Origin of the sequence: Cytobacillus sp. IB215316, from assembly GCF_033963865.1 — a bacterium.
Classification (GTDB): domain Bacteria; phylum Bacillota; class Bacilli; order Bacillales; family SM2101; genus Nanhaiella; species Nanhaiella sioensis.
In genome coordinates this window covers 113,385-129,225 of record NZ_JAXBMC010000011.1, presented here as the reverse complement: position 1 = coordinate 129,225, position 15,841 = coordinate 113,385, and the positions used below count along the sequence as shown (strand labels likewise).

The 15,841-nt window shown below is 32.4% G+C and carries 11 protein-coding genes; 9 read left to right on the top strand and 2 right to left on the bottom strand.

Going from position 1 to position 15,841, the window contains the following annotated elements; all coding sequences use genetic code 11:
- Window positions 1-351 precede the first annotated feature (351 nt).
- Together SLH48_RS16540 and SLH48_RS16535 are read left to right on the top strand one after the other, a co-directional pair.
- Window positions 352-1,752: a sigma-54 interaction domain-containing protein gene (locus tag SLH48_RS16540; RefSeq protein WP_320259047.1), complete on the top strand. Its 1,401-nt coding sequence runs from the start codon at window positions 352-354 to the stop codon at window positions 1,750-1,752.
- 410 nt (window positions 1,753-2,162) lie between these two features.
- Window positions 2,163-4,319: a PAS domain S-box protein gene (locus SLH48_RS16535; RefSeq protein WP_320259046.1), complete on the top strand. Its 2,157-nt coding sequence runs from the start codon at window positions 2,163-2,165 to the stop codon at window positions 4,317-4,319.
- A 69-nt stretch (window positions 4,320-4,388) separates the two neighbouring features.
- Here the strand turns inward: SLH48_RS16535 and SLH48_RS16530 are convergent, their stop codons facing one another.
- Both SLH48_RS16530 and SLH48_RS16525 read right to left on the bottom strand, forming a co-directional pair.
- A complete protein-coding gene (locus SLH48_RS16530; protein WP_320259045.1) occupies window positions 4,389-5,135 on the bottom strand; it encodes a MerR family transcriptional regulator in 747 nt (248 codons plus the stop codon).
- Window positions 5,136-5,700: 565 nt separating this feature from the next.
- Window positions 5,701-7,263 (bottom strand): ABC-F family ATP-binding cassette domain-containing protein, encoded by a 1,563-nt coding sequence (locus SLH48_RS16525; RefSeq protein WP_320259044.1) that lies wholly within the window; start codon window positions 7,261-7,263, stop codon window positions 5,701-5,703.
- A gap of 1,012 nt (window positions 7,264-8,275) precedes the next feature.
- Here SLH48_RS16525 and SLH48_RS16520 point away from each other — a divergent pair.
- The 7 genes from SLH48_RS16520 (at window position 8,276) to SLH48_RS16490 (ending at window position 15,769) form a co-directional block, all read left to right on the top strand.
- Window positions 8,276-9,193, top strand: a complete 918-nt coding sequence (locus SLH48_RS16520; protein WP_320259043.1) for a hypothetical protein — start codon at window positions 8,276-8,278, stop codon at window positions 9,191-9,193.
- 14 nt (window positions 9,194-9,207) lie between these two features.
- Window positions 9,208-10,491, top strand: coding sequence for a S41 family peptidase (locus tag SLH48_RS16515; protein WP_320259042.1), 1,284 nt, complete (start codon window positions 9,208-9,210; stop codon window positions 10,489-10,491).
- 570 nt (window positions 10,492-11,061) lie between these two features.
- On the top strand, window positions 11,062-11,760 hold the full coding sequence (locus tag SLH48_RS16510) for a response regulator transcription factor (protein ID WP_320259041.1): 699 nt from the start codon (window positions 11,062-11,064) through the stop codon (window positions 11,758-11,760).
- 1 nt (window position 11,761) lies between these two features.
- Entirely contained in the window at window positions 11,762-12,697 is a 936-nt protein-coding gene (locus SLH48_RS16505) for a sensor histidine kinase (RefSeq protein ID WP_320259040.1), read from the top strand.
- Between the two features lie 95 nt (window positions 12,698-12,792).
- Window positions 12,793-13,716, top strand: a complete 924-nt coding sequence (locus SLH48_RS16500; protein ID WP_320259039.1) for an ABC transporter ATP-binding protein — start codon at window positions 12,793-12,795, stop codon at window positions 13,714-13,716.
- 57 nt (window positions 13,717-13,773) lie between these two features.
- Window positions 13,774-14,457 (top strand): ABC transporter permease, encoded by a 684-nt coding sequence (locus tag SLH48_RS16495; protein WP_320259038.1) that lies wholly within the window; start codon window positions 13,774-13,776, stop codon window positions 14,455-14,457.
- 571 nt (window positions 14,458-15,028) lie between these two features.
- Window positions 15,029-15,769: a toast rack family protein gene (locus SLH48_RS16490; RefSeq protein WP_320259037.1), complete on the top strand. Its 741-nt coding sequence runs from the start codon at window positions 15,029-15,031 to the stop codon at window positions 15,767-15,769.
- Window positions 15,770-15,841 lie beyond the last annotated feature (72 nt).

The window sequence follows — 15,841 nt, the reverse complement described above, 5'->3', positions numbered from 1 at the left end:
CTCTCCTTCTTTTACTTAAAAATAGTGTAGTAATATGCATTGCAATTTCCATGCCAACAAAAGGCTTTTCTTACACTATTGTTTCCCAATTTAAACTGTAATAAGTGGTTTTATATGGTATTCCTTGTTTTACTGAAGAAAAAACGCCACAAAGTCTAGGTATGTATATGTTCATTTCATAGTGGAGAACAACAGTCAGTGGGAAATAGACTTGTATCATTAGTATTTATCAAATATAAATATGTATTTATGCAAAAAAAATTTGCGTCATGTTATTACATTGTATGATTGGTGCATAATTATATTGCGGCTGTCATGTTGTTCATCTACAATATTATTGTGGTGATGAAGATGAATAACAAAGAACATGAAAATAAGCTTCTGTTTATATTTGATCAACTTGTAGATGAAATTGATGTCGGTGTACATGTGATAGATCAGCATGGACGAACGATAATATACAATAAAAAAATGGCACAAATAGAAGGCATGGAACGTAAAGATGTGTTACACAAAAATTTATTAGAAAGCTATACATTTCAGGATCAACAATCAAGCACACTCATACAAGCGCTCCAACATTTGCATATAACAAGGAATGTAAAACAAACATATTTTAACCTACTAGGAAAAGAAATTACAACTATAAATGATACTTTTCCAATTAGCGATAGCAAAAAACAAATGATTGGTGCGATGGAAATTGCTAAAGATGTAACTAAACTTGAGAGACTTATACGCGAAAATATGCAGAAAAAAGGAAATGCAACTTTTACATTTGAACATATTTTAAGTGATAGTCAAGTAATGAAGGAACTAATTGAGACTAGTAAGCGAGCAACACGAACATCGTCATCCGTGCTCATTGTCGGTGAGACTGGAACAGGAAAAGAATTATTTGCTCAAAGCATTCATAACGGTAGTTCTCGATCTGCAAAACCCTTTATATCACAGAATTGCGCTGCACTTCCTGATCATCTTATTGAAGGGCTATTATTTGGTACGAAGAAGGGTGCCTTTACAGGAGCAATAGAGCGGCCAGGGTTATTTGAACAAGCGGAAGGCGGGACATTACTACTTGATGAAATCAATTCTTTGAATCCTGTATTACAAGCAAAGCTGTTACGTGCACTTCAAGAAAAAAGTATACGTCGCATCGGAGACACGAAAGATACGCCAATCGATGTACGTATTATAGCAACAATGAATGAAGATCCAATAGATGCAATTGCCGAAGGACGATTAAGAAAGGATTTATTTTATCGATTAAGTGTAGTCTCAGTATTTATTCCGCCATTACGTGATAGAAAAGAGGACATTAATATATTATTAAAAAGTTTTATTAACAAGTATAATAAACTGTTTGGGATGAGTGTTAAACAAATCGACGAACAAGTAATGAGATCTTTTTATGAATATGATTGGCCTGGAAATGTAAGAGAACTGGAACATATCGTAGAAGGTGCAATGAATTTTATTGACGAGAATGAAGACATTACATTTGCACATTTACCAATTCAATTTAGAAATAAACCTCAGTTTAAGCAGCATGCTATTCACGTTGCATTAAATAAGGAGGAGTCATTGAAAACACTTGAAGAATATATGAATAATATGGAGGTTGAGTATATTACAAAAGCTCTTCAAGTCAATGATTATAATATATCTAATACTGCAAAAGCTCTTGGCATGAGTAGACAGAGCCTTCAATATCGACTGAGAAAATATCAAATTAACAGGGACTATTCGTGAACTTAACATTATTGTTAATACATTTGAGTAGTTAGGTATGTTTTTCTAGACATTGGAAAGGTATTTTTCGAAAACTTTGTTGATTATGAGGAAATTTGCCATAAAAGATTGTGTTTCTCTGCTAGTTTTTAGTATGAACACCAATCTTAATGAAACAAGAATCGTTCCTGTCATTGATTTAGGTTTTCTTCATAAACTTTGTTGCTAAGAAGACTAAATACATGAAAAATGCTCGGTTTATAGTTATTTTTTTCTTAGTACGAAAAAAAACAATCATGGTGAAAACAGCATTGATATACGAAACACAGCTAAGTGTTTTTTCTGTATAAGCAGATTTTAGACCTTCCATGTAGCAAACAATTCCATTACAATTATAGTGTAAACTTTAAATGAGGGAGACTGGATGATAAATGGAATATATAGTTGGGGCGTTTAATCCATTTCTTATATTATTGTCGATTATACTAACTATATTAGCTACATATACGGCTATAGATTTATTATTAATATATAAAAATGCAAAAAAAAATAAACGACGTATATTTATTAGTGGATCTATTTCTATGGCAATTGGCATTTGGATCGTTAATTTTTTAGGTATACTTGCTAGTGCTCCAAAAGGGATAAAGATATTTCATATACCTCTAGCGACTTTTTCTTTCATTCTAGCACTATTATTTACCGCAACTTCCTTTTCTTTAGTAACTAAAAAATCCACGAAATTTATACATATTTTCATATGTAGTTTAGTAATGACGATTGGTCTTGTCACTAGCCATATTATTGGTATTTCAGCTGTGTCTGATGTTGTCTATAATTTGTTGCTAGTTGCTTTATCAAGTATGATCGTATTAGGAACTTTTGTACTTACTTTTTGGATTTTGTTTCAGCTGCCAACACAGTCTGCAACTATTCGAACATGGATCACACCGATTTGCTCTTTTCTAATTACTTGTGCAATTGTACAAAATCATTTTATTTTAATTAGAGCCTCTAACCTCCAGTTTCAAGGCGGGGGTGGATTGGAGCAAAGTGGGAATCAAGATGTCACAGCATTATTTGTTGTACTAGTATTTTCTATAATGATTTTTACAGGACTATTGGCAAATAGCATTTCATTAAATAGAAGAGTAGCAACTAAAGAGACATATGCAAAGGATATTACAACCGCATTAGATGAATCTTCAATTGTCGCTATTACTGATGCTAAAGGATCTATCACATATGTGAATGATAAATTTGTGCAAATATCCAAATATGAGGAGCATGAATTACTTGGACAGAACCATAGAATTTTGAATTCTAATTATCATTCATCTACGTTTTTCCGAGAGCTATGGCAAACGATTGGTCATGGTGATGTATGGAAAGGACAAATTAGAAATAGAGCAAAGGATGGAACCCATTATTGGGTAGATACAACGATTGTGCCATTACTTAATAGCAAAGGAAAACCTTATCAATATGTATCGATTAGAAATGATATTACGAGTAAAAAGCTGACAGAGCTTCAGTTGAAGGATAAATTAAAAGAAATAAACGATATCAAATATGCTTTAGATCAATCAACAATTGTGGCAATTACTGATCGTCAAGGCTTTATTACTTATGCAAATGATGAATTTTGTAAGATTTCTAAATACGATAGAGAGGAGTTACTCGGCAAGAATCATAGTTTGTTGAACTCCAGATACCATTCCGCTGATTTCTTTAAAAACATGTGGCAAACGATAGGGAATGGTGACATATGGAAAGGTGAAATTCGTAATAAAGCCAAGGATGGAACATTTTATTGGGTTTATACAACAATTGTACCTTTTACTAATGAGGATGGAAAACCGTATCAATATTTAGCGATTAGAAATGACATCACAGATCAGAAAAAAACAGAAGAAATGCTCCATCGACAAGATAAATTAGCTGCGGTCGGTCAATTAGCAGCAGGTGTTGCTCATGAAATTCGAAATCCACTCACTTCAATGAAGGGGTATGCGGAATTTCTAAGAGAGGATGAAAATAATATTGAACGACAGGAATTCCTCGATATTATTCTTGATGAAATTGAACGAGTGAACTCTATTGTTGAGGACTTTATGGTACTTGCAAAACCTAATGCACCATTGTTAAAAGTGAGGGATATTATACCAATGATAAATAATGTCTTATCATTGTTAGAATTTGAAGCTAAAAAAAGGAAAGTAAAACTTAAATTCGACTATAACGAGGAAGAAATAAAGGTCGCATGTGATGAAAATCGCTTAAAGCAAGTTTTCTTAAACTTTATTAAAAATGGTATAGAAGCGATGCCAAATGGTGGAGACCTTATGGTAAGAGCGGTCATTCTCGATGAGCATGTTCAAATTTCCATTCATGATACAGGTGTAGGCATTCCAGAAGAAAAGATGAAGAAGTTAGGTGAACCATTTTATACGACAAAACAAGATGGAAATGGGCTTGGGCTAATGGTTAGCTTTAAAATAATTGAAAGTCATTATGGTAAAGTTTTTATTGAAAGTGAAGAAAACAAAGGAACAACCTTTAATATTTTGTTGCCTAAAACGGCTTAGCATAGAAAAGAGGGCAGGAGAGTTCTGCCCTTTTTGTATGTGGAAATTTTCTAGGTTAAATAATAATGGTTATTTCTTCATGTTATCTGCAAAAATTTCCATTGATTTACACATGAATTTTGCTAAGCCTTCACCGTATTTGTCAATATTCCTTGTGAACCGATCATCATTAACATACAATTGCCCTAATCCTTTAAATGTCTCAGGAGAATAATTTCCTATCTTATTCAAAAGATCATACCATTCTTTAATTGCTTCTTGTGCTACTTGTGATTCAGGTGAACGATCTCGAAGTAATGCAAGTTTCATACACACTGAGTCCCACTCTTTGGAAAAATGCTCCCTTTCATCTTTAGACATATTTGTTATACCAGTGTTTACTGTATCTACAGCTTGATCTCCCCACCGTTTACGTGCTTCCTCCTCGTAGGGATTATGACTAAAATCAAAGCCTTCGAATTTTTCTTTATTCGTCATGTGAATTTCTCCTTTCATATGCTTGATTGTTTTATTAATCGTTGTAATCATGTTATCCAGCCGACGTCGCTTTTCTATTAACATTTGTTGGTGAAGTTCTAACGCTTCACGCCGGTTAAATGAAGGGCTATTAATAACCTCTTTAATTTTTTTTAAAGGGAAGCCAAGCTCTCTAAAAAAGAGGATTTGTTGTAATGTTTCAAGATTATCATCGGTATATAGCCGATAACCAGCTTCAGTCACTTTAGCTGGTTTTAGCAGTCCAATTTCATCATAATGGTGTAGTGTGCGCACACTTATACCTACCAATTCTGCAACTTCTTTAACTCTCTTTGACATGGTCATAACCTCCCTTCAACTTTTACTATAAAGTATAACGTAACGTTAGAGTCAATATGAAAAGGGAGTTTTTCATAAATTGTTGTTTTCGTACAAAAAATACCACGAATACCATAGCTTTTGTGGTATTTTTCTTATATAAAACGATGACTGTTACGAAAGTTTCTAGTTTAGGAGCAATAGCAACAAAGATTACGAAAAGGCCTAAAAAAGAGATATGAGAAGAAATAAGGATGGATGTAGAAAATTTTAAGGGATCTTTTACTTTTTTTAAACGATGGAGGTAAAATAGCTTACAACTTTGTTGGATTTTACAAATTTTCAGCGACAAACAAAGTTATATTACTATTTTATAGAAGGAAAGCTACTACGAAATAGTGGTGATTAAGTATTTCTTCTTATACCAGATCAACCTTCGATCAGAAAATAAAAAAGACCGCAAGTTGTTAACTTAACGGTCTTAATCGATTGTGCATTCGTTTTTATGAATGTCTAACTATACCGTATTGGCTTAATTTTACCTATGGAATAGTCTTAGGTGTTGAAAAATTTGGTATTTTCTTAGTTATGCTTGTTCAATAGTTTCGTTAGCCCATTCTTCAACATTCCAAACTTTTGTTACCCAATCCTCATAGAAGTCAGGTTCGTGACACACTAGGAGAACCGTTCCTTTGTAAGCTTTTAACGCTCGTTTTAGCTCTTCTTTGGCAACGACGTCTAGGTGATTTGTTGGCTCATCGAACAGTAACCAGTTACTTTCATTCATGAGTAACTTACATAGACGTACCTTTGCTTGTTCTCCACCACTTAATTGATTAAGAGGTCTTGAAATATGCTCGTTTTTTAAGCCGCAACGTGCAAGTACTGCTCTCACCTGGTGCTGGTCTAACTGTGGAAACTCATTCCAAACATCGTCAATAGGTGTAATACTTTCTACTTTTACTTCTTGCTCAAAATAAGATGGATAGAGAAAATCTCCACGCATAGCTGATCCACTTAATGGATTGATCGTCCCTAGTATCGTTTTTAATAGCGTAGACTTTCCTACTCCGTTACATCCAACGATGGCAATCTTTTCTCCTCGCTCGATCGTCATTGTTAACTTAGGTAATAGTGGATTTGTATAGCCTATTTCAAGGTCTTTTCCTTCAAAGACAAAACGACTACTTCCACGTGATTCTTTAAATTCGAATGTTGGTTTCATCGCCATTTCAGGGCGATCAATCCTTTCCATCCGATCTAATTGTTTTTGGCGACTTTTTGCTCGTCCAGTAGTTGAATATCGTGCTTTATTTTTTGCAATAAAATCTTCTTGTTTTTTAATATGCTCTTGTTGCTTTTCATATGCTTGAAGGTGTTGGTTTTTATTGATGTCCGCCATTTCTAGGAATTTTTCGTAGTTTGCGGTATACCTTGTTAACTTTGAAAATTCGAGATGAAATATGACATTTACAACCCTATTCATAAATTCTGTATCATGTGAAATTAACATAAAGGCGTGAGGGTATTCTTTTAAATAATGGCTAAGCCAGTTTATATGCTCAACATCTAAAAAGTTAGTCGGCTCATCTAGTAATAGTACTTTCGGTTGCTCTAATAATAGTTTAGCAAGTAATACTTTTGTGCGTTGCCCCCCACTTAGTGTGGCAACATCTCGTTCTAAACCAATGGCATCTAGGCCAAGTCCACGAGCTGCCTCATCAACTTTCAGATCGAGTGAATAAAACCCTCCAGCATCAAGCTGATCTTGAATATCTCCCATTTTTTCTAGTAAGACTTCTAATTCCTCTGGAGAGGCAGTAGCCATTTGTGATGTTATCTCATTCAACTGTTTTTCTTGTTCAAAAAGTGGTAAGAAAGCATCATTTAACACGTCTTTTATTGTTTTTCCAGGAGTTAATACTGTATGTTGATCAAGGTAGCCATATTCAACATTCGGCGTCCATTCCACTCTACCGGTATCATGGATTAGTTGTCCGGTAATTATATTCATTAACGTCGACTTACCTACACCGTTTGCCCCGACTAGCCCCACATGTTCTCCAGCTAATAGTCGTAGAGAAACATCTTTAAAAAGCGTACGATCTCCAAAACTATGACTTAAGTCGTCAATTGCTAATAAACTCATTGATTTATTCCTCCAATATATATCTTAAAGAATTACCTCGACTCATAATACTAAATAGGAGTCGAGATTGCTATTGTTTTCAATTGTAAATAAACAGCCTAATTATATAGGTTTTTTTCTGTAGTTTCTTCTGTCAATCATAACATATAGAATGAAGAAGCAGTATCGTGGATATATTCCAATTTTATCTCGATGATATTCTAGGACAAAGTACACTAATTGGTGGGAAACCACTCTAAAAAAGACAGATTATGTTTTTTGTGATGAAGCTTGGTTTCGCATTCATTGTTACTTTTAATAATAGGTTGTTTTCGTGGCATCTTTGCTACTTTTACAATGATTGAGTTCTAATAAAACTCATCATATTGTCAAAGTTTAGTAGAAGTAGCAACAAAGTTAAGTTTCTAGATCCCGTTAGAATGAAGAAGGATTTTCAATACACCGAATTAATGTATAAAAATATATGTTATCAATAATTAAAGAAATGGTCTGTCACTCATATTACAGCATGTAAGTAGTTGATTCTTTATAATAAACGCTAAGCTGAGTAAAAGATAATAAAATTACAAGCAATATAATGAAGTACTTGTGTAGATACTAAGGTATTCGGTCAAGAGATAAAAAATTGTCATGATTTTCACAACAGATTTTTTATTACTGATAGATTAGGTAAACTACATAAAATAATTTCTTCAATAAACATAAAAATGAGTCTGAATGATTGATATGAACACCAAGTCAAAGCCTAAGAGCAATCTACCTCTAATCGTAGTCATAGTGAAAAGTTGACAATTTAATGTTTTTTGTTATTTATTCTAGTAGCATAAGTATTCGTAAACTAATAAAATATATAAAAACAGGATAAATATGGATTGGGGGTATAAATATTAAATAATAAAATTATCTAGAAAACCAATAAAGTCACATATTAATATGTTAAAGACAATAAAGCGTAGGTAATTGAAATGAGTATATTGTGGTCAAATATTTATACTAAGGGTATGGAGATTTTATGATAGATAATAGATTAGAATATGACATAAACGGTTTTCAGTCAGAAAAACAAGTGAAAGAATTACTACGTTCTTGCTTTGGAGATGATGAACAGTCAAAGGAGTATTTCTTAAGAGGGTTCAAGAGTACCATGAAAATATGTTCCATCTCTGTTACATATAATAAGGATTTAGTAGGGATGGCAGTAGCTTGGAAGTCGGTATTCCATCCACACTGTACGTACATCTCTATAGCTGCTAAGCCATTATATATTGTTGACTTGCATAAATTACTTGAACAACTTCAGTACTATTGTGACGATATGCTTCCTTTACAAACATCAATTTGGGAGACCTCGCTTAAGCTAAAGAATTTCTATGAATCAACGGGCTTCAGAGAAGTTAGAAGAACGTATAACAGTTTATTAGATCTTTCATCTGTAGCTGATTTGTCAGTGATTGTAAACGAATTACAGCTTAAACATGATGAATACTCGGTAGTGAGCCTTTCGGATATTAGCTGTAACAACGAACTTAAAGAAGAAATTGTTATGCTTATAAAAAAGACGTATGAATCAACACATACTATCAACCCATTAGGTGTTCATGACTTAAATAAATGGGAACAATTAATATATAACGAGGACACCTTTTTAGAAGGTAGTTATATAATAGTATATAAAAGTAATGTATTGGCATTTTCGCTTTTACACTATTCAGATGATATGAATAAACTTGAATTTGGCTGGCGTGGAACAAAGAATGGTATAGATGAAAATTTAATTTTACTACTGACGGCCTATCAAATTCACTTCGCAAAAACTAGAGCATATAAAGCAATTGAAGCTGAAATCGATAATACTGATCCATATTCCGTAGCAATGGCAAGTTTTTTTCCGTTTTCACCTTCGCCGACGCTCATAACATTTCAAAGGTAATTGGAGGATACCTAATGTATTATAAAATTTTTAACGAAATTGTTTCTATTATGCAGCATGATTATTCAGGGTGTGTTGATAAACGAGGATGGGATCATCCAAATAATTACCTTTCTAAGATTAAGAGTCTAGAGGAGGACAGTGCTTTAAATCCACAACAATTTGTTGAAATTGTTAAAGACTATTTAATTGCTTTTAAAGACCATCATATAAAATTTCGATTATTAAATAGCAGCGAAGGAAAAAGGTATGAAAGCGGTTTTAAAGTTAGGAGATATAATGATTTTTTGTACATCACTTCAATTGGTAAAGAAACAAGTGTAGAAAAAGGACAAAAAATTATTTCAATCGACAATATATCAATTCCTGAATTAGCAAAAATACACGAAAGAAATTTAAAATCACCCAATCCAGAAAGACAGGACTGGAACGCAGTAATAAATCAATATGAATATTGCGAGCTAATCGATCATGAAGGAGTGAAAAAAACTGTTGGACTAACAAAATATGAGCAAACTTCTTATATTCCAACATATACGATTGAAAAGCTACAACACCGTACATTATTGATGACTATTACTGATTTTGATAACCCAGAGGCGATCACCAACTTAATTAATGAGCATGCGGAAGAAATAGCAAATAGTGAAAATCTATTAATTGACGTAAGAGTAAACCATGGTGGGAGTGATACTTCCTTTTATTCATTACTTCCGTACATTTTTGAAGATAGGGTTATTAACCTTTTTGATGAAAGTGAAGATGACATGTATTTTCATTGTACTGACCGTAATTATCGTCTTTGTATCGATAGCATCAATAACTCTATAAAAATGACAAAAGATCCAATTGCATTGAAATCTCTTACGGTTTTACGTGATGAATGGGAAAAACATCAAGGGAAAGGGTTCGTTAAGTTTGATTTCAGTGATTTAAAGCAATTAGCCATCTTTTCAGGTTCAAAATCCCCAAATAAAATTATTATACTTACAGATGTATATTGTGGAAGTTCAGGTGACTCTTTTGTTGAACTATGTAAAAAGTCTTCAAAGGTCACAGTAATCGGCAGACCTACAGCAGGTGTAAATGATTACTCTAGCCTCGCAGTTATGAAATGGAATAATTTATTCGAACTATGGTATCCAACTACTAGGTTAACTAGAATTGATCAAGGTAGGGGGATGTCAGGTGTAGGCATTAAGCCTGATGTTTATATTCCTTGGACACCGTTACATATTGTTGAAGATATAGATTTAAAAGAAGCACAAAAGATTTTAATGAAGTCAAGCGTTAATTAAAATGGAATGAAAGCTTGATCTGGTTTAGGACTATTACAAAACAATTATTGATCCTTAGAGTTCATTTAATAATAACAACTTATATTCATAATATAGTCATTGTTATTCATTAAGACGCTTTTATATTAAAAAGCGTCTTTGTTTATGTGGTCCATATCAAGCCAGTTCGGGACAAATGAAATTATACTTTGGCCTTATGCATCATATATGGTCGCTATGAAGCTATGAGCTTTTACATCAATACTGGAATCAGTAGAATTATCTATGTTGGTAACATAGGCTAAATACCATACAACCATCTCCTTAACAAATGATTCATTTTTTATATCGTAATCAATTGTTGAGAAGTGAGCATTATTTTTACATACTGCAGTCTATGAAAATATAATTTAAATTACATATTAAAGGTGTAAAAAAAATAACATATTAGAGCTGTAAAATTCCATAAAACATACTAATAATAAAGGATTTATTAATTTATATCTAGTAATGTTAGTAAAGGCTATTAGTTTATCAACAATAAAAACACATTTTGTGACTATGCATTTTTAAGAAAAGGGTGAATGGGTTATGGAAGCAAAAGTTTTGGTTGTAGAGGATGATCTATCAATTAGTGAAATGGTTGAAGAATATTTGACAAAAGAAGGGTATTTGATAACGACTGCTTATGATGGAAGAGAAGCTGAAAGAATACTAATAAATAACGAATTTGATTTGATTTTATTAGACATTATGCTTCCACAACTTAATGGTATAGATTTATTAAAGTTAATCAGAGAAAAAAGTACGATCCCAATTTTAATCATGTCAGCTAAGGACAGTGATGTTGATAAAGCATTAGGTTTAGGTTTTGGTGCAGATGACTATATTGCAAAGCCATTTTCAATGATAGAGTTGTCCGCTCGTGTTCAAGCAGCAATAAGGCGCGCTAAACAATATTCGCAAAATAGGGAAACTAATGAAGCGAAGATAGTGAAATATAATGGACTTAAAGTTGACCTTAATAATTTTTCAGTTAGTAAGAATGGGAAGGAAATTAAGCTAACTTCAAAAGAATTTCATATTTTAAAGTTATTTATTTCACATCCGAATAGAGTTTTTACTAAAGAGCAGATTTATCAATTGATATGGGATGATGGTTATCTTGGAGATGAGAATATCATTAATGTACATATGAGAAGGTTGCGAGAAAAAATTGAAGAGAACCCTTCTTCGCCTATTTATATTATAACTTTATGGGGCATTGGCTATAAGTTAGGGGACGTTTGAAATGATTTTTTTCTTGCTTATGGTAATAGGCCTATTAACAATTGTTATTTTCGTACAATATAAATCGATGCGTAATCGAGATAATGATATAACGTATATTTATAAGAAGCTAAGCAACATTATTACACAAGATTCTAGTGAAAAGTTATTACTTGTCACAAGTCATAATGAGCTACAAATGCTGTTAATTGAAATCAATCTGCTGTTGAATAAGAATCAACAAGTGATTTCTGATTTCACTAAATTAGAAATATCAATGAAGAAAATGCTTTCAAATATTTCTCACGACTTAAAAACACCATTGACTGTCGTGTTAGGTTATATTGAAACGATCATTCAAAATCCTAATATAAACATGGAAGAAAGAAATAGATTATTAACGAAAATACATAACAAAACGATTGAAGTATCTGAACTCATTAATAAATTTTTCGATTTAGCAAAGCTGGAGTCAGGGGATAAAGAAATAGCTTTGACTAGAGTGAATATGAATGAGATTTGTAAAAAAAACATATTGAGCTTTTATGATATTTTAACAGCAGAAGGTTTCGAAGTTGTTATAGATATACCTGAAAATACGATTTTTTCACTAGCAAATGAAGAAGCTCTTGATAGAATATTAAACAATTTAATTTCGAATGCGATTCAATATGGGAGCGATGGAAAGACAATTGGAATTAACTTATCGAACGATCCTGAGTACGTATACGTAGAAGTTTGGGATAAAGGGAAAGGGATTCACGAATTACATAAAGACCTAGTATTTGAACGGTTGTTTACCCTTGACGATTCAAGAAATAAACAGTTTCAAGGGAGTGGACTTGGACTTACAATTACGAAGAGACTGATTGAAGAATTATCAGGGGAAATAACTTTACATAGTATTCCACATGAAAAAACAAGTTTTTGCTTTAAATTAAACAGATTAACATTATGATCGCAATCTTAAGATTTTTGTAAGAAATAAGAGATAAAAAAGAAAATTATGATGGGTATGATATGACATAGAAGCTTTAAGAAAGGGGAATGAACATGACTTTTATTTTGAAAACTAACCAGTTGACTAAAGTAATAGAAGGTAAAGAAATAATTTCTAATGTAAACATGAAAGTAAAAAAAGGTGAAATTTATGGTTTTTTAGGGCCTAATGGGGCTGGTAAAACAACAATTATGAAGATGATAACAAATTTATTTAAGCCAACGAGTGGTGAAATAGAGATCTTCGGTGAGAAATTAACGAACACATCTTACGAAATTTTAAAGAGATTGGGAAGTATTATTGAGTATCCCATTTTTTATGAAAAGCTTACAGCGAAGGAGAATTTGGAGTTGCACTGTGAGTATATGGGATATCACGATAAAAGTGCTATAAATCATGCGTTGCAACTTGTAAATTTAAAAAATGTAGACGACAAATTGGTTAAACATTTTTCGCTAGGTATGAAACAAAGGCTTGGGATAGCACGAGCGATTATTACAAAACCGGAGTTATTAATCTTAGATGAACCGATAAATGGACTTGATCCTGTTGGTATAAAGGAGCTAAGAGATTTATTCAAAATGTTAAGCAAGGAGTACGGTATTACGTTACTCATTTCGAGTCATATATTAGGAGAAATTGAACAAATTGCAGATACAATTGGCATCATTAAGGACGGAAAATTAATTGAGGAGCTTTCAATGGATAATGTTAGACAATTAAATACTGAGTTTATCGAAATGATAGTAACAGATTGTAAAAGGGCTGTTTTTGTTTTAGAACATACGCTTAGCATATCAAATTTTAAGATAATCGATGAAAAATGTATAAGGATTTATGATTCAAATATTTCACAAAGTGAAATTTCCAAAGCGTTAATTTTAAAGGATGTCGACATTGAATCTATTACAAAGAAAAACAATACACTAGAGGAATATTTCTTAAAAATGATTAATGGGGATGGTAAGATTGCTTAAACTGAATGAGGTAAGAACTGAGGAAGAATAAAGGTATAACGATGAGAGGTGGATATGATGCTAAATTTAATGAAATTAGAATTAAAGAAACATAATTTTAAAGGGATTATGAGAGGAGTCATTATAGCGAATATTTCAATTACACTTTTTTTTGCTATGATTTATTATATAGAAAAAGACAACTTTATCCCAGATTATAATGAGTTATTTTTAATAATTGATACGTTTGTTAGAATTACCTTTGTAATCTTTGCGGCAGTTCTTATTGCTAAATTAATTATTGATGAATACAAAAATAAAACAATTTCTGTCCTATTTACTTATCCTATTAACAGAAAAAAGTTGATATTTTCGAAGCTGATCATGATTAGCGGATTTACTTTTTTTACAATTTTGTTATCTAATATAATTATATCTACTATTTTTATTATACTTGAGTCATACAATCATTATATCTCAGATGTTATGACGACGGATTTAGTTGTAAATCATTTTAGTAGAATAGCGCTTCAAGCTCTTGCAGCTTCAGGCATTTGCTTAATTCCGCTTTATTTTGGTATGAAGAAAAAATCAGTCCCAGCAACGATTGTTTCCTCAATAATAATTATTTCAGTACTTAATTCAAATAATGGTGGCTTTTCCTTAAGTTCCATTATCATCATACCATTGGCTCTATGCGCTATAGGAGTAGGGGTTGCTTACGTATCGATAAGAAATATAGAAAATGAAGATGTTTTGTAATGGCTGTTTTCACATTGATTGTTGCTTTTATTATTAAAAAATAAATACGTATAATCCAAGCAATCGTGGTATCTTTGCTCATGTAACATGAGTTCAATGCATAAATTTATTTTAATGGTGGTTTTCCCTTAATTTCCATTTTTGTCATATCATTGGCTCTATATGCTATAGGAGTTGTGGTTGCTTATGTATCTATGAGAAATATAGAAAATGAGGATGTTTTGTAATGGCTGTTTTCGTATTGATTGTTGCTATTCGAACTAAGAAATAAATACATATAAACAAAGCATTCGTGGCATATCTTTGCTCATGTAACATGAGTTCAATGCATGGATTTAGTTGTTGCTGTCCTAAATTAGTCTCAATAGCACAAATAGACAAGGGTTCCCTGATATTAAGTGCTTAAGTTTACTTGAACGTTCAATATTAGTCTGTATTGGGTATTACCTTAGTAGGAAAGATACATCTTCTAAGCCTCAGGTCTTAGCAACAATTAGAGCTCAAGAGCGTTAATGGTAACGGGAAACTCCAGTATGATAATTATTAGCTAACTAAAAGGGGGAAATTTTCAATGAGGAAAATTACACTTGTAGGTATTGTAATCGGTACGTTATTAATTGCTGCATTTGGATTTAGTATGACAACCGCCGGAACTACTCAAAGGGAAGAAACAATTGAGGTAAAAAAAGATCAAGTGAAAGAGCTAGATGTTAATCTTTTCTTTGGAGTAGGTGATATACGTGTATCTGAAGGAACAAATGAATGGGTTGAAGGAAATATAGCATATAAAGATAAGAAATTAAAACCTGATGTATCATATGATGTGAAAAAAGATACTGGGAAGGTAGAAATTACCCAAAGCAGTAAGACTTCCTTTTTCGATTTTAATTTTCATATACCTGGTAAAGGTAGCTTTAAGAATGAATGGGATTTAAGGTTATCAGATGAGGTCCCTATAGACCTTAATGTTGATGCTGGGGTATCTGATACTGAATTAGATTTACGTGGTTTGTCGTTAAGTAATTTAGAGATTGATACTGGTGTTGGTGATATGACATTAGATTTAAGTGGTGATTGGGAAAAGAGCTTTGATGTCCGTATTAACGCTGGTATAGGGAGTACAACAATTCTACTTCCTAATGAAGTAGGAGTAAGGGTGCATTCAGAAAAGGGGATTGGTTCTGCTAATTTCAAAGGGCTGATTTCTGATGGTAACGGAACTTATGTAAATGATGCCTTTGAAAATGCTGATGTGATAATTGATATTGATACAGATGTCGGTATTGGTGAAATTACATTTGAAGTTAAATAATGTAGCGTGATATATATTGAATTAACACTTCTCTCTGAACGGTGTAAATATCGTTTAGAGAGTGATTTTGTG

What these genes read in the sequence shown, in the direction of transcription:
- SLH48_RS16530 (WP_320259045.1), bottom strand. Translation starts at nt 5,135, where the DNA reads ATGTCAAAGAGAGTTAAAGAAGTTGCAGAATTGGTAGGTATAAGTGTG.
- SLH48_RS16535 (WP_320259046.1), top strand. Translation starts at nt 2,163, where the DNA reads ATGGAATATATAGTTGGGGCGTTTAATCCATTTCTTATATTATTGTCG.
- SLH48_RS16540 (WP_320259047.1), top strand. Translation starts at nt 352, where the DNA reads ATGAATAACAAAGAACATGAAAATAAGCTTCTGTTTATATTTGATCAA.
- SLH48_RS16525 (WP_320259044.1), bottom strand. Translation starts at nt 7,263, where the DNA reads ATGAGTTTATTAGCAATTGACGACTTAAGTCATAGTTTTGGAGATCGT.
- SLH48_RS16500 (WP_320259039.1), top strand. Translation starts at nt 12,793, where the DNA reads ATGACTTTTATTTTGAAAACTAACCAGTTGACTAAAGTAATAGAAGGT.
- SLH48_RS16490 (WP_320259037.1), top strand. Translation starts at nt 15,029, where the DNA reads ATGAGGAAAATTACACTTGTAGGTATTGTAATCGGTACGTTATTAATT.
- SLH48_RS16510 (WP_320259041.1), top strand. Translation starts at nt 11,062, where the DNA reads ATGGAAGCAAAAGTTTTGGTTGTAGAGGATGATCTATCAATTAGTGAA.
- SLH48_RS16505 (WP_320259040.1), top strand. Translation starts at nt 11,762, where the DNA reads ATGATTTTTTTCTTGCTTATGGTAATAGGCCTATTAACAATTGTTATT.
- SLH48_RS16520 (WP_320259043.1), top strand. Translation starts at nt 8,276, where the DNA reads ATGATAGATAATAGATTAGAATATGACATAAACGGTTTTCAGTCAGAA.
- SLH48_RS16515 (WP_320259042.1), top strand. Translation starts at nt 9,208, where the DNA reads ATGTATTATAAAATTTTTAACGAAATTGTTTCTATTATGCAGCATGAT.
- SLH48_RS16495 (WP_320259038.1), top strand. Translation starts at nt 13,774, where the DNA reads ATGCTAAATTTAATGAAATTAGAATTAAAGAAACATAATTTTAAAGGG.